The organism is Natranaeroarchaeum aerophilus, from assembly GCF_023638055.1.
GTDB lineage: Archaea > Halobacteriota > Halobacteria > Halobacteriales > Natronoarchaeaceae > Natranaeroarchaeum > Natranaeroarchaeum aerophilum.
In genome coordinates, this window is sequence record NZ_JAKRVY010000006.1 from 75065 (window position 1) to 97428 (window position 22364).

Below are 22364 nucleotides of genomic sequence, written 5' to 3' on the forward strand. Positions count from 1 at the left end.
CGCGTCGACGCTCAGTTCGTGAGCGAGTCGTTGATCCGTTTGGAAAGCCGTGCCCGGACTCTCCCGAGGTCGGCGTTCCCCTCGACTAGCGCCCGATGTTCCTGCCGTAGCAGTCGGTCGAACAGGTGGTCGAACAGGGCGTCGGACTCGGGCGCACCCCCCTGCTCGGACAGCGTCGCTGCCGCGCGCTCCAGTCGCCCCGGCGTGGCGAACTCGTCGACGATCTTGGCCGGGTCTGGGGCAGTCGGTTGCGTCTCCTCAGGTTCACGGAACTGCTCGGCTTGGATCGCTGCGCGGTTCCCGCTTTTTGAGCGAAGTACGACACCGTAGGCCTGCCCGTCGTACCAGTTAGACTCGGGAACAGTGTACGATTCGGGGTCGAAGTCAGTGGCCCGAACCTCCCTTGCGAACGTATTTATTGGGTCAAGGCCGAGGCGCTTGAAGGCCTGCTCGACGGTGTCCGGCGGCAGGAACCGCTCGCCGTCCCAGACGTTGATTCCCAGCACCGGCGGGATCCGATCCCAGTCGTACGGAACGGTCCGCTGGTACGTCGCGACACCGTAGAAGACGACGCCATCGAGATCGGCGCTCAGGGCTGCCTCGTAATCGAGCGATCGTTCGACGCACTGTGTAGCGTACCGGTACTCCATCGGGATGTCGTCTGGCGAAAGTAGTCGAGATCGATCGCCGAACTGAAGACCGCCCGAACCGTCAATCCGGAACCGGAGCAAGTCCCCGTCGATCAGTTCCTGAATCCAGAGGTGTCCATCCTCGAGTAGCTCGTCGGCAGCCGAATCGAGTGACGGGATCGACGGATACGGGTGCATACCTCTGTGGAGGTTCTCTCACGTCTTACGTGCTCGGTCAGTGGAGCGTTCCCTCTCGTTTCTCGACGTCGTAGGCAAACAACGCGTACCCGACCTCTGCAGCGGAGTATCCGGTGTCCGCCGCAATATCGCGGATCGGGCCGATCATCGTCACGTAATCGTCGGCGTCGAACGACTCTTTGCGCCCGTCGAGATAGCCAAGCCTGTCGAGCGAGGCCCAGACTCGGGTGTCGACAACGGCGTGACGCTCCGGATCGAGTGCAGCGAGGATACAGGACGCTGTCGGGGCCTTGAATCCCGAAAGGCCCGTCAACAGCTGGATCTGCGAGAAGTCGTCGTCGAGTGTCAGGACGTTCGCCGTCACCGTCTCACAGCGATCTTCCGGATTTTTCTCGACGTGGTACGCGCTCCGGGTCGAGGATTCGTAGGCGATATCGTATAGCTGGTCGCGCGTGAGATACCCCTGCTCGCGAAACTGCTCACCGAAGGCGTCGAGCCGTTCGGGCAGCACGCCCTGTGTCTCCGCGTAGTGGTCGAGATACGTTTCGACGTCCATAGTCAGGCGTTGTCGGCCACCCATCACATTGGTTTCGGTCCTGGCCAACAGGTATTTTTGTGCGGGACGACCCAGGGTAGATATGTCCCAATCGGACAGCCGCCTCCAGAATGTACCGCTGGTCCAGGGCAGCGTCGCTGGACTGTTGACGTGGGTCCTCGGCTACCTGTTCACATACTTGATCGCCGGAAGTGAACTCCGCGACTCGGAGCTCAATCAGTTCCTCGATTTTATTGGTGAGGACCCAGCGACCTACGAGATGGTCGGCTGGGTGTTCTACAACGCCCACTTCGTCGATACGACGTTCCAGAACGTTCCCTTCTTCGGGTCGGAAGCGTTCATCGGCGGCGAGGACGGGTTCACGATGCTTCTCTACGTGATCCCACCGCTGCTCCTGATCGGCGGCGGACTGGCAGTGGCGCGATACAGCGCAGCGCAGAACGCAAACGACGGTGCAATCGCCGGGCTGAGCATCATCCCCGGGTACTTGCTCCTCTCGGTCGCGGGGATCTTCCTGTTCGAGGTGACGCTTGGCGACGCGAGCGCAGCACCCGACCTCGTGGCGGGGATCTTCCTCGCCGGGCTCGTCTTCCCCGCGCTCTTCGGGGCGATCGGCGGTGTCATAGCTGGCGAAACAGCCGAGTAGCTTACCGGGTGTCGATCCCCGGGAACGATCTGTCGGGATGTCGCACCGGGAGCTTCGAGTCCGACTCCTCCTCGACGAGGACAAAGTCAGTTTCGCCGGAGTCGTCCGGCTCTTCGACGATCACGAAACCGGTCTCGCCAATCGATTCGACCGGCTGGAGTCCGGGATACCGCGCATCGGCGTCCGGCACAGCGACGATCCCCGTCTCCACCTCCTCTTCTACGAGCACGAACTCGGTCGGTTCCTCGTCATCCAGGAGGACGAATCCTGTTTCTTCATCATCGTGGCCCATATGCAATGCTACGAACTACCATGATATTAGTCTACTGCCAGCTCCGACACTCCTCATGGCGCATCTCGGCACCACGAACCGAGTACTCCCGAGAGGGTTTTCCATCCACCGACCCGTACTGACGTATATGTGTGGTCGCAGCTCCCTGTTTGCCTCGCCCGAGACACTGGAGTCACGGTTCGACGTGTCAGTACCTGCCTCGTACGACCCGTCCTACAATATCGCTCCCGAGGACGACGTCCCGGTCATCCGGGATGAGACGTCCGGAAACGTCGAACTCCGATCGTGGGGCTTTGTCCCACACTGGACTGACAATCCCGGTGAGTGGAACGGTCTGATCAACGCGCGGACCGAGACTGTCGACGAGAAGCCAGCCTTCCGCGACGCGTTTAGCCGGAACGAACAGGCGGACGCTGACCGCCCGACCGGGGGACACTGTCTCGTGCTCGCCGACGGCTTCTACGAGTGGCAAGAGCGCACGGACGGCAAACAACCGTTCCGGATCGAACGGGTAGATGGGGAGCCGTTCGCGATGGCGGGTCTCTGGTCGCGCTGGACCGACGGCGATCACTCGACGATCACCGCGACAGTGCTGACGACGTCACCGAACGAGCTCATGGAGCCGCTCCATCACCGATTGCCAGTCGTCTTCGACGCCGACGAGGAGCGGGCATGGTTGAGCGAGTCGCCACAGTCGAAAGCGGAACTGCTCGACCCACACTCGGGTGACGGCTTCGAGAAGTACCCAATCTCCGCTGCGGTGAACGATCCCAGAAACGACTCCCCCGAGATAATCGAGCCGGTCGACGCGCCGGAGAGTGACCCCCAGACCGGTCTCGATCAGTTCGGGTAGCCGACAGCTATACGTACCACAGCCCGAAACCGAACACGAGATGCCAGTACGGACTGGCGAGATCGGGCCAACGGAACCCGAAGTACTCGCCCACACGAAACGCGCCCTCTTTCCCGGGGATAATCGGGAGCACGGCTACGCGGTCGTCGACACACAGTTCGCGACCGAACGGTGGCTCGCCGAGCGGCGCGTCGACCCGCGGATTACGGAGTCGCTGTCGCCGTTCAACAGGATCGAAATCGGCACGGGTTATCCCGACCTCGTCGGCGTGGGATGGCTCGATGAGGAGTGGGTCTTTGGCGACCCTGCGCGGGATCACCCACCGCTGATCGCCGTCGAGGCGAAGGGGCATCGTGAGGACGACTACGTCGATGTCGAACAGGGGATCGTTCAGGCGCACGACCGAATCGCGGAGGCGAACGCCGCCTATCTCGCCGCGCCGCAGGATGCTATCAGCGCCGCAGCACAATCGCTTGCACAGGACCTGAATGTGGGCGTTCTCGGCGTCGCAGGGAACGGTGACATTGACGTCCTCGAAGCGCCACGGCTCGTCGGTGCGGAGTCGCCGATGACTGCCAGTGCGATCCGCTTCCAGACGAGCGCACAGGGCGTCGCCGATCAGTCGTTCGGTCTGAACCACCCGAAGAACTACCTCGCATACCCGCTGGCGGTTCATCACGACGGCCCCACGGAGACGTTGATCGAGGAGAACGTCGTCGGAGCGGTCGACAGTGCCCGAACCGGTGCACGGTTTCTCGGTCTGATCGAATCGGAGCCGAGCGGGGACGTTCACGTCACGCCACTCGGGCGCGAAGTAGTTCGATTCGCGCTCGAACGGACGGATGGATCGCTCGACGACGCCCTGGCTCAGTTCGACAACTGGCGACGGACTCGACAGCGATTCGCCGAGCAGGCGCCAGCGTGGGGACAGTTCACCCGTCGTGTGCTCTCCGAGTATCCCGCGACGCCCCTGCTGGTCGAGGAGCTACAGGCACTCGCCGACGCCGGACGGTCCGACCCGTCGCTGCGGCAGTTGGTGCTCCACCTGTACGAACACCACCCAGCCTTCGCGATAGAGCTGTTCGTTCGTGGGACCGAGGACGCCCGCGAGCGAGTGTTCGCGGACGAAAATACCCTCGACCGGGAGGCGCTCGCTGACGGAACCGTCTATCACTCGGCGACGATCTTCCAGCTCAAAGCGTTGCTCTACCACGCGGGGATTCTCGCCGAGCGCGGCGCGGAACCCCACCGGATCGATCCAACGAGCGACTCCTGGGCGCTGGCGACGCCGCTGTAGCTCCCTGAGGTATTCGTCGCGCACAGGTATATATACGAAACCGGGGCAATCCCTCGGTATCCTCCGTCAACCCACCCGCTGTGGATTGCCGTAGCGCGACACACCACCTCGGGGCTGGCGTCGTGTCGCCTGTTTGCCCAATTATGGCCACCCGTTCTAGCCCTCTCGTAGCTCCTGCAGGACCGGCATCTCCTCGATCCGTTCGTCGTCGAGCGCCGACCAGTCGATCCCGTCCGATCGATCATAGCTCGTGTTCGTTTCGATAGCTCGGTCCGGCGTCACGACTAGGTCGAGTGGGACGTCGTGCTCGTCGACCGCGACGTCCTCGTCGACGACCTGTAACTCGTGGACGGTCGTGACGACCGGCGTCACGTCGTCGACCAGTCCCAGCGTATCCAGTAGCGCGTACTCCAGATCGCTGTATCCCTCTCCCTTGCCGATCCGCGCCCCGTCATCGGTGACGGCGACGCTCCCGGAGACGATCAGGTCGACCGACTCGACTGCGTCGGGACCGACCTGAACCCCAAGTTCGCTCGATCCGGCGATCGTCGTGGCCCGATTGTAGTCGTCGATCTCATCCGGATCCAGTCGGAGGAAGCAATCGGCGTCGCGGAGCCGCGGGACCGCCATATACAGCGTCTTCCCCGCTTCGAGTGCTCGCTGCCGGACCGGCCGCTGTGGGGAGTCCGGGTTGATTTTGATGGTATCGGCGGCTCTCCACTCGGATCGTTCAGAGAGACGCTCGGCGGCGTCGTCAGCACCTGCAAAATTGGGAATCCGGCCATGTGGCGGGAATGGGAACCGCGCCTCGCCACTCTCTTCTAGCTCGTCCCAGATGCGCTCGCGGAGGTCCTGCTTGTCCATGACCGTGCGTTGTTTGGGATTGCCCTCAGTGTTATTACTCTGCGACGGCGACGAACTCGACGTCGTCGCTCTCGGTGTCGACGATCGCGATGCTGTGGTGTTCTTCCGGTACTGTCGGAAAGTGAGCACCCGGGTTCAGCACGGTCGTTCCGTCGACCTCGCGTTCCTCGGCGACGTGATGGTGGCCGTAACAGACGTACTCGTACTCGCCCGATGCGGCATGTGCCTCGACGTCGTCCAGACGCTCACCGTGAAGCACGGCGAACGTCGTCCCGTCGAACTCCAGTTTGGTGAAGCGCCCGTGGAGTTTGCTTCCGTTCCCGAGCTGACGGAAAGCGGACTCCAGTCCATCGAGCTCGCCGTCGTTGTTCCCGAGAACGCCGTGGACTTCCAGCCCATCGAAGTAGCGAACGACGGGTGGTGCGATCACGTCACCACAGTGGATGACCGTCTCGACACCTCGTTCCTCGAAGACCGATACGGCGCGGTCTACGGCCGATACGTTGTCGTGCGTGTCCGAGATGACGCCTACCAACATGCCTGTTCGAAACTCAGAGGACGGGAGACTACAGTAGTTCTGGTCGTCAAGTACTCAAACAGTCGGCAAAAAACAGTAGGTTCGGTCAGCTCCGGGACTGAATCAGCTCTTCGATCGTCTCACGAACGTTCCCGGACGACCCCGCCAGGGGCATCGACTGAAGCTGTTGTTCGATGTCGCGCTGCTTGAAGTGGTTCGAGAGCGTCAGTATCGTTGGTGCCCAGAGACCAACGAAGATCCCCAACTCGCGGTCACCACGCGCAAAATAGGCGTACAGTGCCAGCCCGACCGATACTACCGATGCAATGAGGGCCGTGTCCGCACCGGCCTCCATCGTGGACCCTGTCTCGTCTGACGACATGGTTTGGCTCATATTGTGCCGACGTACGCTATCATCGGAGGCCTCTTAATGACGGATAACCGTTCACAGGGATGTCGAGCGGATTGCCAGTGACTTCTCGCTTTTAAGCAGATTTTTCTTCGAGTGAGTGCCGCGACGTCGGAGAGTAGCGCACAGTCTTGCCAGTCTGAGTGTGAAACCGTCTCGGATTGTTCACACCGATATAGATCCGAGTAAGCACCTCCTACAGGTTCTCTTCTTGATACGATCCATCGTAGGATCCGACGTGTTCGGCACGGGACAGGACGAGCTGGGCGATTCTGGCGTCCTGCTGGAGTTCGAGTTCGTGGTTGACGTCGAGCAGTCCCTCGCCGCGGCCCGTGTAGCCAGCATCCCACACCGCAGTGTGAAGCATCGCGGAGTTTCGCATAAGCGACGATCGCGGCAGAACGAACCCGACGTGTCCCTCGGGGATCGAAATCGTCTCTCCGTATCGGGCAATGTAATGTCCGGGATCGAGGTGGTACGTCTCCGTCTCGGCTGACGGGGCTAGCTCTTCGCGCTCGCCGATCGATTTCCCGTCTCGACCGATCCGCCCCGGCTCCGTCTGTTCGAAGACGTTCGCGACGGTCAGGTCGACCCCATTCGGCTGAATCTGCTCGTCGGTAACGGAAGAAAGCTGTTCGGCGACAAACGTGCCTGATCGGAACATACGCTGGAAGGTAGACACTGGACAAAAAATCCTTCGGGACGGACGTTCGGGATGTCCGTGGAAACGTGGTTCGAGGAGGGCTCCGAACCTCGGAAAGACTCGCTTCGCTCGTCTTTCCTGCCTCACCCTCACTCCGTTCGCGTGAGACCAACGGGTTCTACGCATCATTCGGGCATTTTCACAGCCTTGTCACTCACTGACGTTCGTGACGTCGTGAAAATGCCCGGGGAGGGCTCCGAACCCTCGATCTCCGCATGTCCCAGGTTCGAGGCTCGGCAGTCCTCGTACGGACATGAGAGGCTTCCAAGGAACCGCACCGAATCTCTGAACCCTATGAGTGCGGCGCTATGTCCAGCTAAGCCACCCGGGCTCACCTGCGAGTTGTCCGCTGATTATCTTTAAGCTTCTCATCTGCTTCGGGTTCGTGTGTCATTCATTCACATCGCGATCGGAGCCTGCAGTTTTAAGCCATGGGGGAAGAACACACGTGCATGAGCGAACCCGGTGTCGTAGAATCCGCTCTCGACGGAGAGACGGTCGCCGCGTCGGTGCCGTTGGGCGGAGAGGACAAACTGTACATCACGCCGACCCGAACGCTGATCTACCGGGCCGAGGGCCTGTTGAGCGACGAGTCGGTCGAAGAGTATCCCCACGATGCGGAGCGGCTGACCATCTCTGAGGGCCGGCGCAAAACACGGTTCAGTCTCGATTATCCGGTCGACGGGACCCGCGAGTTCACGATTCCCTCGAAGTGTGCTGACGACGTAACCCATCCCGTCGTGGCCGGGATCATGAACGCCGCAGGGATCACCGAACCGGGCGAGACGGTGCTGTCGACCTATCGATTCAGCGAGCTGACGCTGATCGTTACGAGCGAGCGGCTGGTCAAACACATCGGTGCAGCCGTCTGGGATACCGATTATGAGGAGTTCCACTACGACGATGTGACCGACCTGACCTTCGAGAAGGGGAGCGTCGCTACACAGGTGGTCCTCGAAGTGAATGGTCGCCAGCAGCGGATCAAAGCCCCGAACGATCAGGCACGGGACGTCGAGAGCAAACTGTCCGAGGCGCTGACCGCGTACCACGGCGTCAACTCGATCGAGGAGCTACGGACCGCGAACGCGTCCGAGGAAGAGGAGCCAGCCGAGCAGCCGGGTGCTGGTGGGGTGGCCTTCGGCGAAGGCGTCGATCCGCTTGAAGCGAACCCACCGTCGACCGAGGGCGACGAGGAGCTCTCTGCTGAACAGGTGATAGACGACTCGGGTGGAACGGAGGCAGTAGAGACAGCTGAGCCAGCGGATCCATCGGACGGTCCTGCGGAGACCGAAGCGCCTGATACTGACGCGACCGAGTCGGACTCGGTGGGTGCCAACGACCGCTCACAATCGGCTGACGACCCCGGGCCGACGACTGAGGACGAAGCGTCGACGGAGACAGCCGATGACGACGGGTTCGACTTCGAGGATGTCGGCTTCGAACCGGCCGAGAGCGATCCGGACGGTGACGACATCGCTGAGGAACTCGCCGAGCTCCGGGCCGTCGTGGAACATCAGAACGAGCGGCTCGACAAACAGCGCGAGGCGATCGAGCGGTTGATCGAGGAGCTCAGTCGCGGCCGGTGACCTTCCGGATACACGAAGAGCCAAAGGGCCCCAGTTCGCCCGCATCGTACTTGATGAAGTGCCCGGTCGAGAGGCCGGACCCGCAGCGCTGACACTCGAACTCACCGTCTTTCTGAATGACCTGACTCTCGTAGCTGACAAACTCGCTGTGTTTCGGGCGGATGATCCCATCCTCACGTTCGATAATCCCGCGTTTCTCCGCGGTATCGAGGATCTCTCTGGTGACTGATGGATGTGTGGAGACGGTCTCCAGCCTGTCTACGGCATCGGCGACACTCAGCTCATCGTGTTCCAGCGAGCGCAAGAGGTCGAGGCCGAGTGCAATCCGGTCGTCCTGCATCTATCTCCGAGTCCTCGGCCGAGGGGATTAAACGTTACGTGGCCGACTGCTCGAATTCCACTGATTACTCGTAGTGATTCCGTTCGACACGCGCGTCGAACCGGCGGGAGAGCAGCGTGGTCACCGGTCCGCCGCCGATCTCGATGCCATCAAGCGTCTCGATCGGTCGGAGCTCCCACGTCGAGTTCGTCAGAAACGCTTCCTTTGCCGAGCGAACGTCGTCGGGGGTGTACTGGCCAGTATAGACCGGAATATCGGCCTCGTCTGCGAGGCTGATGACGACTGACCGGGTAATCCCCGGCAACACCGGCCCGTCGAGGCTCGGCGTGTGAAGCCCGTCCTCGCCGACAAAAAACACGTTGCTCGTCGCTCCCTCCGCGACGTAGTCGTCAGTATCACGCAGCAGTGCCTCGTCGGCGTCATCGATCAACTCGTTCCGTGCGAGGATGCCGTTGAGATAGTTGTGCGTCTTCGCATTGGCCGGGATTGCGGCGTCCGGGATCCGCCGGGTCATCGTGGTCTGGACGGTCGCAGGACCGTCCCAGACGGGGTCTCCTTCCGTGCCCCCGCGTGGAAGTTCTGCGACGATGACGACTACTGTCGGGTCCGTGGTCGGGCCCGGCGTTAGCTTGCCGGGCTGGACGCCACGTGAGAGAGAGAGTTTGAGGTACGCGTCGGTCAGGTCGTTGGCCCGGAGCGTTTCGAGCACGCGTTCGCGGAGTTCTTCGTCATCGATCCCGTGGTCGATCCCGAGTGTCTCGCAAGTGTTCGCCAGCCTGTCGGCGTGAGCCTCCCACTCGAAGACGGAACCGCCGTACGCGCGCATCGTCTCGAACGCAGCATCACCGTACATGAAGCCCCGATCGCGGACGTTCACCGTGGCCTCTGACTCCGGGACGAGCTCGCCATCGACGTGGTACTTCATGATTTGGCTCCCCCGTCGGCGCGTCTCGCGAACGAACAGAAGTTCTCGATCAGACGTTTGCCGACCGACAGATCGAGGCCGTCCCGATCGTCGTCGCGATCGACCGGTCCGGTCAGAATGCTCTCGGGATGGAACTGGACGCCGATGTGGGGGCGCTCCTGGTGCCGGACGGCCATCAGTATCGATCGCTCGTCGTCGGTTCGGGCCGTCTCCATGAGCGGGTCCGGGAGATCCTCTCGTTCGACTGCCAGTGAGTGATAGCGCCCAACCCGGAACCGTTCGGGCATGTTGTCGAAGATTCCCTGCCCATCGTGATCGATCGTCGAGGGTTTCCCGTGGACAACATCGGGCGCGTTCACCACCGGCCCGCCGTGGGCCGCACACAGCGCCTGATGCCCGAGACAGACACCGAGCGTCGGATACGTTGTCTCAGCAAAGATCGGGATCGAGACACCAGCGTCGGCCGGCGTGCCGGGACCGGGAGAGACCACGATCCCATCGGGATCGAGTTCACGGATCCCTTCAACATCGATCTCGTCGTTTCGTCGGACGATGACCCTTTCTTGATCGGTCGCCCTGAAATCACACTCTCCCGCCTCGGCTTCCGCGACGAACTGGACGAGGTTATACGCAAAGGAGTCGTAATTGTCGATGACAAGCATCACGACTCCCCACCTCCGGCGTCGAGTTCCATCGCCGCCTGCTCGCCGAGTGCCTCGTCTACGGCCCTGACGAGCGCGCGTGCCTTGTCGAGCGTTTCGGCGTACTCCTGTTCGGGCTCCGAATCGTGTACGATTCCGGCACCGACCCGGAGATGGTACTCGTCGACCTGCCGGACGAGCGTCCGAATGACGATGTTCAGCGTGGCCCGCCCGTCAAAGCCGAGGACGCCGATCGAGCCGGTATATGGCCCCCGTCGGGTCGCCTCGACCTCGTCGATCAGCTCCATGGTTCTGGGTTTCGGTGCGCCGGTGATCGTCCCGCCGGGGAAGACGGCGGCGATGGCGTCCGCGAGCGTGGCATCTGCTTGCAACTTTGCACCGACGCGGGAGACGAGATGCATCACTTCGGAGTACCGGTCGACACGCCGGTACTCGGAGACGTCGACGCTGCCGTATTGAGCAACTTTTCCGAGGTCGTTGCGTTCCAGGTCGACCAGCATCGCGTGTTCTGCCCGCTCTTTCTCGTCGCCCGTGAGTTCGGCTTCGAGTGCTTCGTCCTCGGCCTCGGTCGCACCGCGCGGGCGCGTCCCGGCGATCGGTTCGGTCTCGATCCGGTCGCCCTCGCGCTCCAGCAGGAGTTCAGGGCTGGCGCTGACCAGATCTGCGGCGGGAAACTCCAGCAGTGCGGAGTACGGTGCAGGGTTGACCGACCGGACGGCCGCGTACGTGTCGACCGGGTGGACCGCCGCGGGAGCGGTCAGACGTTGTGAAACGTTCGTCTGAAAGGTATCCCCGGCGCGGATATACTCCTTGATCGTCCGGACGCGGCCGGCGAACGCTTCCTGCCCACAATCGCTTGTGAACTCCGCAGTGTCGCCCGTGACTGGCGGCGAACCGACCGCTGGATCGCCCTTCAGGGCAGCAGTCGCAAGCGCGAGCGCTCGTTCCCGCCCCGTTTCGTACGCGCGGTCGGGATCGGCAGGATCTACCTGGGGGCAGGCGGTGATTCGAAGGGTCGTCTTGCCCGCTCTCGGCTCTTCCCACGCAGCAACCCTGTCGTAGACGCCAACTTGCAGATGCGGAAGCGAGCGATCGTCGACTGCCCTTTCGGGCAGGTCCTCGATCTCCCGGATCAGATCATAAGAGAACCAGCCGAACGCACCGCAGGGATACGGTACCGAACACTCGCCTCTCACGAGTGTCTCACCATCTAGTAGGCCCTGCAGAGCGGCAAGCGACGGGGATTCGTGGCCGGAGACGCCGATCCCCCGGTCCCGGTTCGACTCGTCCCACATCGCGGCAGTGGGACGGGCCGTCATCGTTTCGACCGGATCGACGGCGAAGTATCCCCATCCCGGCTGACCGCCGGTCGTTTCGAGGATGACACCCCCTGGGCCATCCCGTGCCCGCCGATACGCCTCGAAGGGATCCTCGACCTCGACGCGGACCTCGACCGGGATTCGCGTACCCGGATCGACATCCGTGGCCGTCGCTCGAAACTCCTTGCTGGTAGTTACGACCGACGGTGTGTCCATGCCTGCGGGAAGGGACGCGCCGAATAATGGTCTTCCGGTTCGATCAATACCTTACCGGACTTTTGCCTGCTCGACCCAGTTTTCGACGCGGGACTCCGACAGATCGGTTTCGGCCGCAATCTCGGCCGCGTCGGCGTCGGCAAGGTCGGCGATCGACTCGATCCCCACATCCGCGAGTCGCTCTGCGTACGCGGGCCCGATTCCCTTGATATCTTCGAGTTCGTCTTTCTCGGTTGTCGGGTCCTCCGCTGTTTCGTCGTCTTCTGTGTCGTCGTCATCCGCAGCAACGTCTGCATCGTCTTCCGGATCGTCATCTTCCTCGACTGCGTGTTCCGACTCGGTGTCCTCGGCGACATCGTCTTCTACGACTTCGTCGTCCGGTTCTGCTTCGTCGATCAGTTCGTCTTCGTCGACCGGTTCGTCCTCCGCGTCGGTCTCCTCTTCCGGTTCCCCGATTGCGTCGTCAGGTTCCTCGTCGGTGTCTTCTTCGGCGGTGTCCTCGTCCACATCCACGTCGCCGCCCGTTTCGGTGGCGTCTGCGTCGGGATCGTGTCCACCGACGTCTCGTTCGACCGTCACGCCAACGTCCTGGCGCTGCTTCTCGTCGGTGCTGCCGAGCCCGAGAAGCGACTTCAGCTTGTCCAACAGTGACATTGCAGGATACTTGATAGTCGTTATACTTAAACCCGTCCGACACCGGCTCGATCTTCACAGCGCTGCGCGGAGCGCCTCGTTCATCGCATCGACCGGGGCGTCCTGGCCGGTCCAGCGCTCGAACGCCTCGACGCCCTGATACAGCAGCATCCACGCGCCATCGATCGTCGTCGCTCCCTGTGCCGCCGCATCGCGCAGGAGCCGGGTTTCAAGCGGGCGGTAGACCGCGTCGAGAACCGCCAGATCACCGTGGAGGGCCTCGGCCGGAACCGGGGTTGCATCCTCTTCCATACCGACGCTGGTCGCGTTGACCAGCACCGAGGCGTCCGCCAACAGTGCCTCCAGTGAATCGAGCCCGTGTCCCATCGCCTCAGGCACTACTGCGGCGAGGTCGTGCGCACTCGATTCCGTTCGGTTGGCGATATCAACAGATGCGCCAGCATCCGCGAGCATGAACGAGATCGCACGGCCCGCGCCGCCCGCACCGACGACCACTGCGGTCTCGCCGTCGAGAGAGACACCGTGGCGCTCGAAGGCACGTCGCGCGCCCGCCGCGTCCGTATTGTGGCCAGTCACCGTCTCGCCGGTAAAGTCGATCGTATTGACCGCGCCGATCCGGGACGCCATCTCGTCGACGTCGACGTGGTCCAGTACGTCCTGTTTGAACGGGATCGTGACGTTCAGTCCGGAGATACCGAGCGCCTCCGCGCCATCGATCGCCCGACCGAGTTCTGCGGGCTCGGGCTCGAACGTAACGTATCGAGCGTCGATACCGAGCGCTTCGTAGCCCGCCTCGTGCATGGGCGGGGACAGCGAGTGACCGACCGGGTTGCCGAGAAGTCCGTACACGTCCATGGCCGTGAGAACCCATTCCCGGGCCATAAGCGGTTCGGAGCGGGGTCGGATACGTCCGGAGCCAGGCCCTCACAGGTAACGATGCGCTTTACTCCCCTCGACCGTTCGTACGTATCGTGATCGCGATCGTCGTCAGCAGGGCGGACTCCGCGTCCGAACAGATCTTCGAGCAGCTACTGGCAGCACGGGACTGGGACAGACGCGTCGACGAAGGCCGCGAGGACGCCGCTGGCGGCGGCGATGTCTTCCGAATCGATGGCTTCGAGCTTCGCACCTTCGACGACTGGCATCTCGAACTCGACGATGCCGCCGAGCCGTTTGAGGATCCGGACCTCCTCGTCTTTGCGTCCCGGCATTCTGGGGAAACAGGACCTCTGCTGACGGCTCATTTCACCGGGAACTTCGGCCCGGCCGAGTTCGGTGGTCAGGATCGCTCGCTTGCCCCCACCTGTCCGAACGCCCTCTCGACAATCCTCTCGGCGTTCGACGAACACGCTCCAGCCGACTACGACACCGGGATCGAGTGTACCCACCACGGTCCGACCGAGATCGACATCCCCTCCATGTTCGTCGAACTGGGAAGCGGCGAAGCGGAGTGGGCAGATTCCACAGCCGCGGCCGCCGTTGCGCGCTCGATCCTCGACCTCCGGGGCGTGGAGCCACATGCGAAGCGTCTGGAGGGTGATATCGGGGCACCGAACAGCGAACCGCCACGGCGACACCTCGTCGGGATCGGAGGCGGTCATTACGCGCCGCGATTCGAACGGCTTATCCGTGAAACCGACTGGCACGTCGGCCACATCGCTGCCGACTGGACGCTCGATGAGCTCGGGTCCCCGGAGCGACACCGCGATGTCCTCGACGAAGCGTTCAGGCAAAGCGAGGGCGAGCTCGCGCTCGTCGCGGATACTGACCGCGATCTCGACGATGTCAGGCGGGAGCTCTCGGAATCGGGCTACCGGATCGTGAGCGAGACGTGGCTCCGGGAAGTCGACGACGTTCCACTCGCGCTTGCAGACGATCTCGAATCGGCGCTTTCCCCGATCGATGGCGGATTACGATTCGGAACGGTGCCTGACAACTGGGACGACTACACCATTCACGAGCTCCCGACTGGCCTGCTCGACGAGGCACAGGGGATCGCGTCCGAAACGGTACGGAGTGCAGTCGAGCGGACGACGCTGGCTTTCGAGACCGTCGAGAACGGCAACCGAGTCCGTGGTCGGGTGGCCGTCTCGGAGCCGTCCAACTACGATGTGCTCATCGACGCGCTCGTCGACGTGCTCGCAGAGGAGTACGAGACCGTTCGCCGTGAGAACGGGCAAATTATCGCGGAAACGACGGCGTTCGATCCCTCACTCGCCCGCGAGGCTGGCGTCCCCGATGGGCCAGCGTTCGGAAAACTCTCGAACGGCGAGCCGGTCTCGGTCGACGGGCGAACGATACACCCTGACGATGTCGAGTCGACGCGGACAGTGACGTTCCCCGCCTGAACCACCGCCGCCGAAAACGGTTTTTCCCTGACGCCCCAAGGAGTTGATATGCCACCGACTCTGGAAGTCGAATGTACGAGCGATGAGTGCGAGATTGATATGCTGGAGTTACACTACACCTACGATATGCCCGATGACGTGGGAGTCGACGACTTCGTCTGTCCGTACTGTCAGCGTTCGTCCGTACTCGAGGAGATCGTCGTATGACGCTCCGGGAGATCGGGCGCTCAGTCAGTAATACGCTCCTTCGCGGCGTCGGACGTGTCTCCAGTAATGTACAGGAGAGCAAGGCGATCCCGGTTGACCTGCTCGAAAGCGACGACGCCATTCTGGCTGTGTTCGATGCACCCGGAACTGCCCGGGACGACGTTCAGGTGCGGTTCAGCGAAGGAAGCCTCCATGTCCGTATCGACCGGTTCCGTGAGGGGCACGACGGGTTCGAGACAGTGTTTCCCGGCCGCGGACTCGCGCTCACGGGCGAAGTAGAGCTTCCGTCCGACGCCGAGGTAGACCCGAATGCAGCAACCGCAACGATCAGCGGGAACGGCACCCTGGAGATCCACGTCCCGAAAGCCGACGCAACTGACGACACACAGGACGACGATATCGACGTCGAAGCGTAGTACCGGTCACGGCGATGGCCGGAGATTCAAGGCCGTCCCACCCCAAGAGAGGGTATGCGAAGTTTCCGGATCGGTACCGCATTCGGTATCCCGATCAAGCTCGATCTCACCTTTTTGCTAGTACTACCGCTGTTCGCGTATCTGATCGGGTCTCAGATCACGGCTACCACGGAGTTGCTCAACGATGCAATCGCGGCGGGGATCGAAGTCGACGCGATCACCACCGGGCTGACACCGTGGATCCTGGGATTTACTGCAGCGGTCGGGCTGTTTGTCGGCATTCTGTTGCACGAACTCGGCCACTCTTTTGTCGCGATGCGATACGGCTACCCCATTGACTCGATCACCCTCTGGATTTTCGGCGGCATCGCCGCGCTCTCGGAGATGCCCGAAGACTGGCGACAGGAGTTCAATATCGCTATCGCGGGGCCGATCGTCAGCGTACTCGTCGGCCTCGTCTGCTACGGTCTGTTCGTCGGTGTCCTGCTCGTCGACCCGTTCGAATCCACACCTGTCGTGTCCTTCGGAACGCTGTTCGTACTCGGCTATCTCGCCGTCCTGAATGTCGTCCTCGCCGTCTTCAACATGATACCGGCGTTCCCGATGGACGGAGGACGGATTCTCCGGGCGTTTCTCGCCAGAAACCGACCGTACGCCCGCGCCACCGAGACGGCCGCCGAGGTCGGGAAGTTCTTCGCCGTGCTGCTGGGGCTGTTCGGTCTGTTTTCGTTCAACATCATCATGATTGGTGTCGCCTTCTTCGTCTACATCGCGGCGTCGACGGAGGCGAGGCAAGTGCTGACGAAGGCCGCACTCGAAGGCGTGACCGTCGCGGACGTGATGACGCCCGCAGAACGACTCCACACCGTCCCGCCGGAGATGGCGGTCTCCGAACTACTTCAGAAGATGTTCACACAACGTCATACCGGATACCCAGTAATGTCCAATGGGCGGCCTGTCGGTGTCGTCACGCTCGACGACGCCAGAGAGGTCCAGCCCGTCGAACGGGACGCATACACCGTCGATGACATCATGACACGTGACCTCCGAACGATTTCGCCCGATGCCGACGCCATGGAAGCGATCACGACCATCCAGCAGGAAGATATCGGCCGACTCCTTGTCGTCGACGAGTTCGGAACCGTTGTGGGGCTGGTCTCGCGCACCGACCTGATGACTGCGCTGGATGTCATTCGGTCGTCCGGTGTGGAGTCACTCGGGGACCAGACCGAGCCGGTCCGATAACCCCGGTCACGACCGTTTGACCACGTCTCTGATGACGCTCTGGACAAGCCGCTCGTCCGCTAGCTCGATGACCTGTGCGGAGATCTCGACCGGGATCCGCTCGCCGTCCGCCCGCTCGATGTATATCTGTGAGCCGTCGACGTGACGGTTGACCAGTCCCGACCCGCTATTCAGACGCTCACGGAAGAGCGATTCGTACAGCTCTCTGTCCTCTTCTGGATGGATCTTGCTATGATGCTCTCCGGACAGCTCGTCGGTAGAGTAGCCGATCATGCTCTCTGCAGCCTGATTCGCCTCCACGATCTCACCTGTCTCCGCATCAGTTACCAGGATCGCGGTCGGAGCTGTATCGACGAGTGCATGATATCGCTTTCGAGACCGCTCCAGCGACTTCTCGCGCTCTTTCCGCTCCGTGATATCACGGAAGTAGACCGAGAGCCCGTCGATATCCGGGTAGATCCTCGCTTCGATCCACGCGTCGAGTATGTCGTAGTGCTCCTCAACGGTGAACGCCTCCTTTTCCGCGAGGACGTCCGTCGCCGCGTCGTAGAACTCGGTCTCTTCGATCCCTGGGAACACGTCCGCAATGGACTGACCGAGCAGCTCCTTGCGGTCCCTGTCGAGCAACTCGCTGGCATGGCTGTTCATATACGTTAGCCGCCACTCCGTATCCAGCGCGACGAAGCCGTCATCGATCCGTTCATAGACGCGTCGAATCCGCCGGTTACGCGCTCGCTTTGCCGCTTCGGTCCGGCGCTGCTCGACGACGTTTCGGATCCGGTGAGCCAACAGATCGTAGTGTTCGCTCCCGGCTTCCTTCCTGATGTAATCGGTGACGCCCGCCGTAATCGCCCGACTGGCAACCGTCTCGTCACCCTTCCCAGTCATCAGGATGAACGGGAGCTCCGGCGAATCCTCCCGAACGGCCTGCAAGAACTCGATTCCGTCGCGTTCCGGCATCTGATAATCACTGACGATACAGTCGATATCGTTTTCAGCTAACAGCCGCTCGCCCGCGTCAGCGCTCGTTGCAGTCGTGACCGCGAGATCGTCGAACTCGTCTTCGAGAAACATCTCCGCCAACTCGCCAAACCGGGGATTGTCATCGACGATGAGAACCTCGATAGAGGAGCGGGATCCAGTAGCCATTATCCCGTGTCGTTGGGCCGCCAGTATAATCGTTGCGGCGCGGGCGGTGCTTTTCTGGTCACAGCACTGGTACGGGGGGTTCAGATGCGAGATTGAACCTGACTGCGAGACTCACTCCGTTCGACTCGCGTGGTTCAATCTCGCACGTCACACCGTCCGCTCCTCACGTCCGTTTTCGGTGGTGGCAAGCCACCACTACGTCTCGTTCGCTCTCTCACGAGACCGTCGCAGGAAGGTCCAGGTGCGAGAATTGAACCCCGGTCGTTCCGCTCCACTCCCTGCTTCAATTCTCTTGGACGGACTTTACGCTGGTCACGTCCGTTCCCAGCGAAAAGGTCCAGGTGCGAGAATTGAACCCGCGTCTCAGCCTCCACAAGGCTGAAGGATAGTCCACTACCCCAACCCGGACACGTACCTCGAAATAGTCTATGCTCCGTTAAAATAGGTTACGCCTCGGGGGCGCTACGCGAGGTGTTCACACGCCTCTGTGGGAGATCGGGAGTCTTTTGCCCCACAGCGGCGTAGAAGAATCCAACTGTGGCGATCACGGACAAGATCTACGTCAAGAACCACCGGCAGCTCAGCTCCCAGCTCGACACAAACATTCCGAAGGGGGCGTTCAAGGGGGCGACGCTCGATATCCTCTTTCAGGGCGGTGGGCTCGAACAACTCGACGACGCGACGCGGGATCGCGTGCTCGAGTTCGCCGAGGACTTTCTGGACTGTGACTGCGATAACAACCCCTACTGTGGCTGTCCCGAGCGGAAGTTCATCCGCTACCTGCTCGAACTCCGGGCGGAGGGCCTCGGGCCGGACGCCATCGTGGACGTGATGAGCGACGACTACATGCTGTATGCCTATCCGGGCGATATCCTCTCCTTTCTCGACCAGGGCGTCCGGACGCTCGAAGCGACCGAGGAGCTGGCGAAGGTCGATGGCAACCGTGAGGCACAGGAGGCCGCCCGGACGGCAAAACGGGAACTGTCGCGCTAACCAAGTCGGACCGTTTCGTCGGACTCACCGCTCTCGTCATCGAGGTCTTCGAGATAGATCACGTCCTCCGCTTCATCCTCGTCGACCTGCTCGCGGAGATGTGCAACGTAGCCTTTGTACTCGTCCAGCTGTTCGCGGAGGTGCTCGGCTTCGAGCTCCAGACGCTCGTGTTCCCGAATGAAACTCTTCGGGACAGTGACGCTCGGTGGGAACTCGCCGTCCTCGGCGGTTGGCCCCAGTTCGTTCTCGGGGACGACCTGTACCTGTCCGTCGTGGGCGACAAGCTGGTCGACGTAATCCCGGAAGACGGCCGAGAGCGAAATATCGCGCTCCTCGGCGATCTCCCGGAGCGTCTCGAAGGCGTCCTCGTTCACCCGAAACGAGATCGTCTTGTTTTTGTTCCCCATGTTACCGGTCTGTTCCCGGTCGACACACTTAATCATTCGTGCCTGCGGACCAGCAGCCGAATACGGTTCGCGCTCCGGGAGTCGGGAGGGGGCTGTCGAGGTATACGCTTTTTTATATTGCCGATCTCTGGTAGCCGATATGAGCTCCGAGGGAAAAGATCAGAGACAATCACCGACCGATTACGATATCAACGACGTCCTGCGGCAACTGGACGAGTTGGAGGGAACGGTAGATACCTCGAAAGAGCGACAGGAAGTCCGTCGAACGCGGCGGATGCTCGAATCAGTGCCCGGCAGTGACCGCATCAGAAAATACACGTCGAGAGATATCGCAGAGGGGTTTGTCGGCGGAATTATCTTTGCGCTCCCACTTCTCGTCGAGGACGGCGTCTTCGAGATCGCCGAGTGGTTCGTCGAGTTCACCGTGGCCTCTATCCCGATCTTCTTTGTCATCAACGTGCTGTTCATCGTGGGACTGGTGAGCGGTCTGCTCTATTTCACCGATATCCGCAACGTGCAGGTCCGCTTGCTGTTTGGATTCCTGCCAAAACGACTGACTGCCGTGCTGTTGATTTCCCTCTGTGTCGCCGCCGGGACGATGCTCATGTGGGGGCGGCTCACTGCCGAGGGACCGTCGAATTTCGAGATGCTGGCACGGATCACCGTTATCTGGGCAGCCGCAGCGCTGGGGGCGTCGCTGGGTGACATTCTGCCCGGCGAAAGCAGCGGGACGGATATCGCCGATCGCGTCGCCGAGATCGGGGACCGGGAATCCGGTAGTCCGGAGTAAACGTCGTGTTACTCGGTCTCGGGGGCTTCGCTTCCGGAGCCGAGTTCGTAGTCGGACAGACTATCTTTGAACTGCTCGTACACCGTTTCGGCACTAACACGCGTCTCGCCGACAACCGCGCCAACGAGGCCGCCGATTGCGCCGCCGGTACTCGCGGCGTTCTTGCTGACGATCCCACCGACTGCTGCGCCGACCGCCGCACCGATCGCCGCGTACTTCGCCCGATTGAAGATCAGGTTGAGTCGTTGTTTCATACATATACATCAGCCAGATAACGTATAAAACCAGTCCTTCGTGCAGTTCTCTCAGTACCGGTAGACCGCGTTGACGATCCCTGCAGTCTGGCCGATATTGACCAGTGTCAGGCCGAATACGGACAGCCAGACGCCACCACCAACCAGCGCTCCGGCGGCGTATACGGCTGCCCCGGCCAGACTCAGTCCTCCACCGATCACGTAGACACGCGGGCCGACTTGGACCTGTCGCCCCGTCCTCACCAGCGCGATACCGGGAACGATCATCCAGCCGATCAGGCTCGCGGTGAACAACAGGACAGCGAGGCTGTCGACAACGAACCCGACGATACCCGCCAGCGTGATGGCGAACCCGACCAGCAGGACGCGTCGCCAGAGCAATAGTACGCCCTCCGCCATCTCGCCCCACGAGAGGAGCGTGAACCCGGCGATGATCGTCGCCATCACGAGGTGGGCGATCAGCAGTGCGTGTTCGCTCGCCAGATCCAGATGGACCGCAGTGACGAACGTCCAGGCGAGCGGCACGAGCAGGGCGGGTCCGTTCTCGCGAGCGCGTCGGAGCATATCCTGAAACACATTTCCGAGCTATCTTGATCCTGTTGCCGGGTTCACGCCGAGGTGGCATTGGCCCCGGCGGAGCCACGTGTCGCGGCCCACGTCACGACCGTCCCGATCAGCAATGCAATAGCGAGACCGAGGGTCAGATACATCGCGGCCTGAATATCCACGAGTTCAGCGACGACGCCGACGCCGAGTGGAGCAAGCGCAATTCCCGTGTACGTCCCGCCGGTCGTCATCGCGCTGATCGGACCGCTGTACTCGGGGCTGGCTTCGACGGCGAACGACAGCAGCGTCGGAAACAGCCCGGAGATCAGAAACCCAGCGAGGAAAACCAACATGAAGAGGGCCCATCCACCGATGCCGCTGAACGTGACCAGCAGTACGGGGATCGATGCCAGCGTGAACCCGAAACTCAGGTAGAGATAGTTCACCCGCTCGATGATCCACGTGTTCAGTACGCGACCGGGGATGTACGCCAGCAGGAACGTCGATAGTAGCAGGTTAGCGAGGTCCCGCGGAACGATCGTGCTCGCGTAGTAGGGCAGCCACGTAAAGAAGATACCCTCTATCCCGCCGAGAAGTGCCATACAGATTATCGCTCCGAGCACCGCTGGACGTCGCACCAGCGTCCGTAGCGCGTCCAGTGAGAGCGACTGTTCGTTGTCAGTGCTGGCCGGGAGCTCGGTTCGCCAGATGAGCAGCCCGATCGGGACGAAAAACAGGCCGAGTATCGCGTAAGTGACGCGCCAGTCCGTCACCGAGAGAACGGCGTTCACAAGCACCGGACCTGTCACCGCACCGAGCGCCCATGCCAGCGAGTACAGCGCGAAGATCCGCCCCCGACGACTCGGATAGAGATGCGAGAGGATCGGCCGGTCGACGCCGCGGAACGCACCGACCGCCGCACCCTGTCCGACCATCACCGCAAGAAATAGCCAGTAGACTGGAGCGGCGCTCATCACGAGCAACGAAACGGTCGTCGCTGCGACACCGATCAGGAGTGTCCGCTTGAGATCGATCCGTCCCGAGACGAACCCGATCGCAAGCACCGCGACGACGAACCCGACCGTCCCGGCGGGCGCAACCAGTCCAAGGAGCGCTTCCGAGACACCGAACGACGACTGAAAGCTCTCCAGAAGCGCCCCCCGTATCTGCGTCGCGACGGCATCGCCCATCACGAACAGGAAGATCGCGACGAGCCAGACGCGACGCGAGTCCATGGCTAGCCAGTCGCGCGGCGGCGACCGAATGGGTTTCGGTCTGTTCGATCCGTTGTTATCTCAGAGCGCCAACCGGCGTGGCCCGGGGAGACGGCGTGGTGCCGTCCG

Annotated in this window: 28 protein-coding genes and 2 tRNA genes; 10 read left to right on the forward strand and 20 right to left on the reverse strand. The window is 62.0% G+C overall.

All coding sequences use genetic code 11. The annotated features are described in order from the left end of the window. Nucleotides 1–11: 11 nt before the first annotated feature. Both AArcSt11_RS11305 and AArcSt11_RS11310 read right to left on the reverse strand, forming a co-directional pair. Nucleotides 12–827, reverse strand: coding sequence for a hypothetical protein (locus AArcSt11_RS11305; protein WP_250597142.1), 816 nt, complete (start codon nt 825–827; stop codon nt 12–14). Nucleotides 828–864: 37 nt separating this feature from the next. Next, the gene (locus AArcSt11_RS11310) at nt 865–1383 is read right to left on the reverse strand and encodes a hypothetical protein (protein WP_250597143.1); all 519 of its coding nucleotides are present in this window, start codon (nt 1381–1383) and stop codon (nt 865–867) included. A gap of 82 nt (nt 1384–1465) precedes the next feature. Between AArcSt11_RS11310 and AArcSt11_RS11315 the strand changes: the two genes are divergently transcribed. Further along, complete coding sequence (locus AArcSt11_RS11315) at nt 1466–2029, forward strand: DUF7978 family protein (RefSeq protein WP_250597145.1); 564 nt, start codon at nt 1466–1468, stop codon at nt 2027–2029. Between the two features lies 1 nt (nt 2030). On the opposite strand, the gene AArcSt11_RS11320 is transcribed toward AArcSt11_RS11315, so the two are convergent. Continuing rightward, nucleotides 2031–2321 carry a hypothetical protein gene (locus AArcSt11_RS11320; RefSeq protein WP_250597147.1) on the reverse strand — a complete coding sequence of 97 codons (291 nt, stop codon included), beginning with the start codon at nt 2319–2321 and terminating at the stop codon, nt 2031–2033. Between the two features lie 127 nt (nt 2322–2448). Here AArcSt11_RS11320 and AArcSt11_RS11325 point away from each other — a divergent pair, with 127 nt between their 5' ends. After that, nucleotides 2449–3174, forward strand: coding sequence for an SOS response-associated peptidase (locus AArcSt11_RS11325; protein WP_250597148.1), 726 nt, complete (start codon nt 2449–2451; stop codon nt 3172–3174). Nucleotides 3175–3214: 40 nt separating this feature from the next. Then, the gene (locus AArcSt11_RS11330) at nt 3215–4471 is read left to right on the forward strand and encodes a hypothetical protein (protein WP_250597149.1); all 1257 of its coding nucleotides are present in this window, start codon (nt 3215–3217) and stop codon (nt 4469–4471) included. A 156-nt stretch (nt 4472–4627) separates the two neighbouring features. On the opposite strand, the gene AArcSt11_RS11335 is transcribed toward AArcSt11_RS11330, so the two are convergent. The 5 genes from AArcSt11_RS11335 to AArcSt11_RS11355 all read right to left on the reverse strand — a co-directional run bounded on the left by AArcSt11_RS11335 (nt 4628) and on the right by AArcSt11_RS11355 (nt 7295). Next, the gene (locus AArcSt11_RS11335) at nt 4628–5335 is read right to left on the reverse strand and encodes a 5-formyltetrahydrofolate cyclo-ligase (protein WP_250597150.1); all 708 of its coding nucleotides are present in this window, start codon (nt 5333–5335) and stop codon (nt 4628–4630) included. 34 nt (nt 5336–5369) lie between these two features. Continuing rightward, on the reverse strand, nt 5370–5873 hold the full coding sequence (locus tag AArcSt11_RS11340; protein ID WP_250597153.1) for a metallophosphoesterase: 504 nt from the start codon (nt 5871–5873) through the stop codon (nt 5370–5372). A gap of 85 nt (nt 5874–5958) precedes the next feature. Continuing rightward, nucleotides 5959–6246, reverse strand: a complete 288-nt coding sequence (locus AArcSt11_RS11345) for a hypothetical protein (protein WP_250597155.1) — start codon at nt 6244–6246, stop codon at nt 5959–5961. A 211-nt stretch (nt 6247–6457) separates the two neighbouring features. Next, on the reverse strand, nt 6458–6925 hold the full coding sequence (locus AArcSt11_RS11350; RefSeq protein ID WP_250597157.1) for a deoxyuridine 5'-triphosphate nucleotidohydrolase: 468 nt from the start codon (nt 6923–6925) through the stop codon (nt 6458–6460). A 220-nt stretch (nt 6926–7145) separates the two neighbouring features. Next, nucleotides 7146–7295, reverse strand: a tRNA-Met gene (locus tag AArcSt11_RS11355). Nucleotides 7296–7416: 121 nt separating this feature from the next. On the opposite strand from AArcSt11_RS11355, the gene AArcSt11_RS11360 reads away from it, so the two are divergent. Then, nucleotides 7417–8550 (forward strand): DUF7115 domain-containing protein, encoded by a 1134-nt coding sequence (locus AArcSt11_RS11360; protein ID WP_250597159.1) that lies wholly within the window; start codon nt 7417–7419, stop codon nt 8548–8550. Here AArcSt11_RS11360 and AArcSt11_RS11365 read toward each other — a convergent pair. The 6 genes from AArcSt11_RS11365 to AArcSt11_RS11390 form a co-directional block, all read right to left on the reverse strand. Beyond that, nucleotides 8534–8890, reverse strand: coding sequence for a DUF5830 family protein (locus AArcSt11_RS11365; RefSeq protein WP_250597161.1), 357 nt, complete (start codon nt 8888–8890; stop codon nt 8534–8536). The two genes, AArcSt11_RS11360 and AArcSt11_RS11365, sit on opposite strands and share 17 nt — an antisense overlap. A 64-nt stretch (nt 8891–8954) precedes the next feature. Then, nucleotides 8955–9815 carry an aminotransferase class IV gene (locus AArcSt11_RS11370; RefSeq protein WP_250597163.1) on the reverse strand — a complete coding sequence of 287 codons (861 nt, stop codon included), beginning with the start codon at nt 9813–9815 and terminating at the stop codon, nt 8955–8957. After that, on the reverse strand, nt 9812–10477 hold the full coding sequence (locus AArcSt11_RS11375; protein ID WP_254714824.1) for an anthranilate synthase component II: 666 nt from the start codon (nt 10475–10477) through the stop codon (nt 9812–9814). The genes AArcSt11_RS11370 and AArcSt11_RS11375 overlap by 4 nt, the downstream gene beginning before the upstream one ends. Beyond that, complete coding sequence (gene pabB / locus AArcSt11_RS11380) at nt 10477–12012, reverse strand: aminodeoxychorismate synthase, component I (RefSeq protein ID WP_250597167.1); 1536 nt, start codon at nt 12010–12012, stop codon at nt 10477–10479. Before pabB ends, AArcSt11_RS11375 begins: the two co-directional genes overlap by 1 nt. 51 nt (nt 12013–12063) lie before the next feature. Next, entirely contained in the window at nt 12064–12666 is a 603-nt protein-coding gene (locus tag AArcSt11_RS11385; protein ID WP_250597169.1) for a helix-hairpin-helix domain-containing protein, read from the reverse strand. Between the two features lie 54 nt (nt 12667–12720). After that, nucleotides 12721–13521: a shikimate dehydrogenase gene (locus AArcSt11_RS11390; RefSeq protein WP_250597171.1), complete on the reverse strand. Its 801-nt coding sequence runs from the start codon at nt 13519–13521 to the stop codon at nt 12721–12723. Between the two features lie 116 nt (nt 13522–13637). Here AArcSt11_RS11390 and AArcSt11_RS11395 point away from each other — a divergent pair, with 116 nt between their 5' ends. The 4 genes from AArcSt11_RS11395 to AArcSt11_RS11410 are packed head-to-tail and all read left to right on the forward strand — an operon-like array spanning nt 13638 to nt 16882. After that, nucleotides 13638–15014, forward strand: a complete 1377-nt coding sequence (locus AArcSt11_RS11395) for a D-aminoacyl-tRNA deacylase (protein WP_250597173.1) — start codon at nt 13638–13640, stop codon at nt 15012–15014. A gap of 48 nt (nt 15015–15062) precedes the next feature. Continuing rightward, nucleotides 15063–15221: a DUF7559 family protein gene (locus AArcSt11_RS11400; protein ID WP_238477372.1), complete on the forward strand. Its 159-nt coding sequence runs from the start codon at nt 15063–15065 to the stop codon at nt 15219–15221. Then, entirely contained in the window at nt 15218–15637 is a 420-nt protein-coding gene (locus tag AArcSt11_RS11405; RefSeq protein ID WP_250597175.1) for an Hsp20/alpha crystallin family protein, read from the forward strand. Before AArcSt11_RS11400 ends, AArcSt11_RS11405 begins: the two co-directional genes overlap by 4 nt. A gap of 54 nt (nt 15638–15691) precedes the next feature. Then, nucleotides 15692–16882 carry a CBS domain-containing protein gene (locus AArcSt11_RS11410; protein ID WP_250597177.1) on the forward strand — a complete coding sequence of 397 codons (1191 nt, stop codon included), beginning with the start codon at nt 15692–15694 and terminating at the stop codon, nt 16880–16882. A 6-nt stretch (nt 16883–16888) separates the two neighbouring features. Here AArcSt11_RS11410 and AArcSt11_RS11415 read toward each other — a convergent pair whose 3' ends face one another. Both AArcSt11_RS11415 and AArcSt11_RS11420 read right to left on the reverse strand, forming a co-directional pair. Then, nucleotides 16889–18031, reverse strand: a complete 1143-nt coding sequence (locus AArcSt11_RS11415; protein WP_250597179.1) for a PAS domain-containing response regulator — start codon at nt 18029–18031, stop codon at nt 16889–16891. A gap of 335 nt (nt 18032–18366) precedes the next feature. Continuing rightward, nucleotides 18367–18439, reverse strand: a tRNA-His gene (locus AArcSt11_RS11420). Between the two features lie 129 nt (nt 18440–18568). Between AArcSt11_RS11420 and AArcSt11_RS11425 the strand changes: the two genes are divergently transcribed. Beyond that, nucleotides 18569–19024 carry a DUF5814 domain-containing protein gene (locus tag AArcSt11_RS11425; RefSeq protein WP_250597180.1) on the forward strand — a complete coding sequence of 152 codons (456 nt, stop codon included), beginning with the start codon at nt 18569–18571 and terminating at the stop codon, nt 19022–19024. Here AArcSt11_RS11425 and AArcSt11_RS11430 read toward each other — a convergent pair. Next, nucleotides 19021–19431, reverse strand: a complete 411-nt coding sequence (locus tag AArcSt11_RS11430; protein WP_250597181.1) for a DUF8146 domain-containing protein — start codon at nt 19429–19431, stop codon at nt 19021–19023. The genes AArcSt11_RS11425 and AArcSt11_RS11430 overlap by 4 nt on opposite strands. Nucleotides 19432–19570: 139 nt before the next feature. On the opposite strand from AArcSt11_RS11430, the gene AArcSt11_RS11435 reads away from it, so the two are divergent. Continuing rightward, nucleotides 19571–20221 (forward strand): DUF2391 family protein, encoded by a 651-nt coding sequence (locus AArcSt11_RS11435; protein ID WP_250597182.1) that lies wholly within the window; start codon nt 19571–19573, stop codon nt 20219–20221. Nucleotides 20222–20229: 8 nt separating this feature from the next. Here the strand turns inward: AArcSt11_RS11435 and AArcSt11_RS11440 are convergent, their stop codons facing one another. The 3 genes from AArcSt11_RS11440 to AArcSt11_RS11450 are packed head-to-tail and all read right to left on the reverse strand — an operon-like array spanning nt 20230 to nt 22256. Beyond that, nucleotides 20230–20475 carry a YMGG-like glycine zipper-containing protein gene (locus AArcSt11_RS11440; protein WP_250597183.1) on the reverse strand — a complete coding sequence of 82 codons (246 nt, stop codon included), beginning with the start codon at nt 20473–20475 and terminating at the stop codon, nt 20230–20232. A 51-nt stretch (nt 20476–20526) separates the two neighbouring features. Beyond that, nucleotides 20527–21039, reverse strand: a complete 513-nt coding sequence (locus AArcSt11_RS11445; RefSeq protein ID WP_250597184.1) for a hypothetical protein — start codon at nt 21037–21039, stop codon at nt 20527–20529. A 44-nt stretch (nt 21040–21083) separates the two neighbouring features. Continuing rightward, on the reverse strand, nt 21084–22256 hold the full coding sequence (locus tag AArcSt11_RS11450) for an MFS transporter (RefSeq protein ID WP_250597185.1): 1173 nt from the start codon (nt 22254–22256) through the stop codon (nt 21084–21086). Nucleotides 22257–22364: the final 108 nt, after the last annotated feature.

Excerpts from the sequence above, each read along its gene's own strand:
- AArcSt11_RS11435 (WP_250597182.1), top strand. The coding sequence starts at position 19,571 with ATGAGCTCCGAGGGAAAAGATCAGAGACAATCACCGACCGATTACGAT.
- AArcSt11_RS11350 (WP_250597157.1), bottom strand. The coding sequence starts at position 6,925 with ATGTTCCGATCAGGCACGTTTGTCGCCGAACAGCTTTCTTCCGTTACC.
- AArcSt11_RS11340 (WP_250597153.1), bottom strand. The coding sequence starts at position 5,873 with ATGTTGGTAGGCGTCATCTCGGACACGCACGACAACGTATCGGCCGTA.
- AArcSt11_RS11415 (WP_250597179.1), bottom strand. The coding sequence starts at position 18,031 with ATGGCTACTGGATCCCGCTCCTCTATCGAGGTTCTCATCGTCGATGAC.
- AArcSt11_RS11385 (WP_250597169.1), bottom strand. The coding sequence starts at position 12,666 with ATGTCACTGTTGGACAAGCTGAAGTCGCTTCTCGGGCTCGGCAGCACC.
- AArcSt11_RS11305 (WP_250597142.1), bottom strand. The coding sequence starts at position 827 with ATGCACCCGTATCCGTCGATCCCGTCACTCGATTCGGCTGCCGACGAG.
- AArcSt11_RS11315 (WP_250597145.1), top strand. The coding sequence starts at position 1,466 with ATGTCCCAATCGGACAGCCGCCTCCAGAATGTACCGCTGGTCCAGGGC.
- AArcSt11_RS11375 (WP_254714824.1), bottom strand. The coding sequence starts at position 10,477 with ATGCTTGTCATCGACAATTACGACTCCTTTGCGTATAACCTCGTCCAG.
- AArcSt11_RS11360 (WP_250597159.1), top strand. The coding sequence starts at position 7,417 with ATGAGCGAACCCGGTGTCGTAGAATCCGCTCTCGACGGAGAGACGGTC.
- AArcSt11_RS11450 (WP_250597185.1), bottom strand. The coding sequence starts at position 22,256 with ATGGACTCGCGTCGCGTCTGGCTCGTCGCGATCTTCCTGTTCGTGATG.
- AArcSt11_RS11440 (WP_250597183.1), bottom strand. The coding sequence starts at position 20,475 with ATGAAACAACGACTCAACCTGATCTTCAATCGGGCGAAGTACGCGGCG.
- AArcSt11_RS11400 (WP_238477372.1), top strand. The coding sequence starts at position 15,063 with ATGCCACCGACTCTGGAAGTCGAATGTACGAGCGATGAGTGCGAGATT.
- AArcSt11_RS11335 (WP_250597150.1), bottom strand. The coding sequence starts at position 5,335 with ATGGACAAGCAGGACCTCCGCGAGCGCATCTGGGACGAGCTAGAAGAG.
- AArcSt11_RS11310 (WP_250597143.1), bottom strand. The coding sequence starts at position 1,383 with ATGGACGTCGAAACGTATCTCGACCACTACGCGGAGACACAGGGCGTG.
- AArcSt11_RS11405 (WP_250597175.1), top strand. The coding sequence starts at position 15,218 with ATGACGCTCCGGGAGATCGGGCGCTCAGTCAGTAATACGCTCCTTCGC.
- AArcSt11_RS11445 (WP_250597184.1), bottom strand. The coding sequence starts at position 21,039 with ATGCTCCGACGCGCTCGCGAGAACGGACCCGCCCTGCTCGTGCCGCTC.
- AArcSt11_RS11325 (WP_250597148.1), top strand. The coding sequence starts at position 2,449 with ATGTGTGGTCGCAGCTCCCTGTTTGCCTCGCCCGAGACACTGGAGTCA.
- AArcSt11_RS11430 (WP_250597181.1), bottom strand. The coding sequence starts at position 19,431 with ATGGGGAACAAAAACAAGACGATCTCGTTTCGGGTGAACGAGGACGCC.
- AArcSt11_RS11390 (WP_250597171.1), bottom strand. The coding sequence starts at position 13,521 with ATGGACGTGTACGGACTTCTCGGCAACCCGGTCGGTCACTCGCTGTCC.
- AArcSt11_RS11330 (WP_250597149.1), top strand. The coding sequence starts at position 3,215 with ATGCCAGTACGGACTGGCGAGATCGGGCCAACGGAACCCGAAGTACTC.
- AArcSt11_RS11365 (WP_250597161.1), bottom strand. The coding sequence starts at position 8,890 with ATGCAGGACGACCGGATTGCACTCGGCCTCGACCTCTTGCGCTCGCTG.
- AArcSt11_RS11370 (WP_250597163.1), bottom strand. The coding sequence starts at position 9,815 with ATGAAGTACCACGTCGATGGCGAGCTCGTCCCGGAGTCAGAGGCCACG.
- AArcSt11_RS11345 (WP_250597155.1), bottom strand. The coding sequence starts at position 6,246 with ATGAGCCAAACCATGTCGTCAGACGAGACAGGGTCCACGATGGAGGCC.
- pabB (WP_250597167.1), bottom strand. The coding sequence starts at position 12,012 with ATGGACACACCGTCGGTCGTAACTACCAGCAAGGAGTTTCGAGCGACG.
- AArcSt11_RS11410 (WP_250597177.1), top strand. The coding sequence starts at position 15,692 with ATGCGAAGTTTCCGGATCGGTACCGCATTCGGTATCCCGATCAAGCTC.
- AArcSt11_RS11320 (WP_250597147.1), bottom strand. The coding sequence starts at position 2,321 with ATGGGCCACGATGATGAAGAAACAGGATTCGTCCTCCTGGATGACGAG.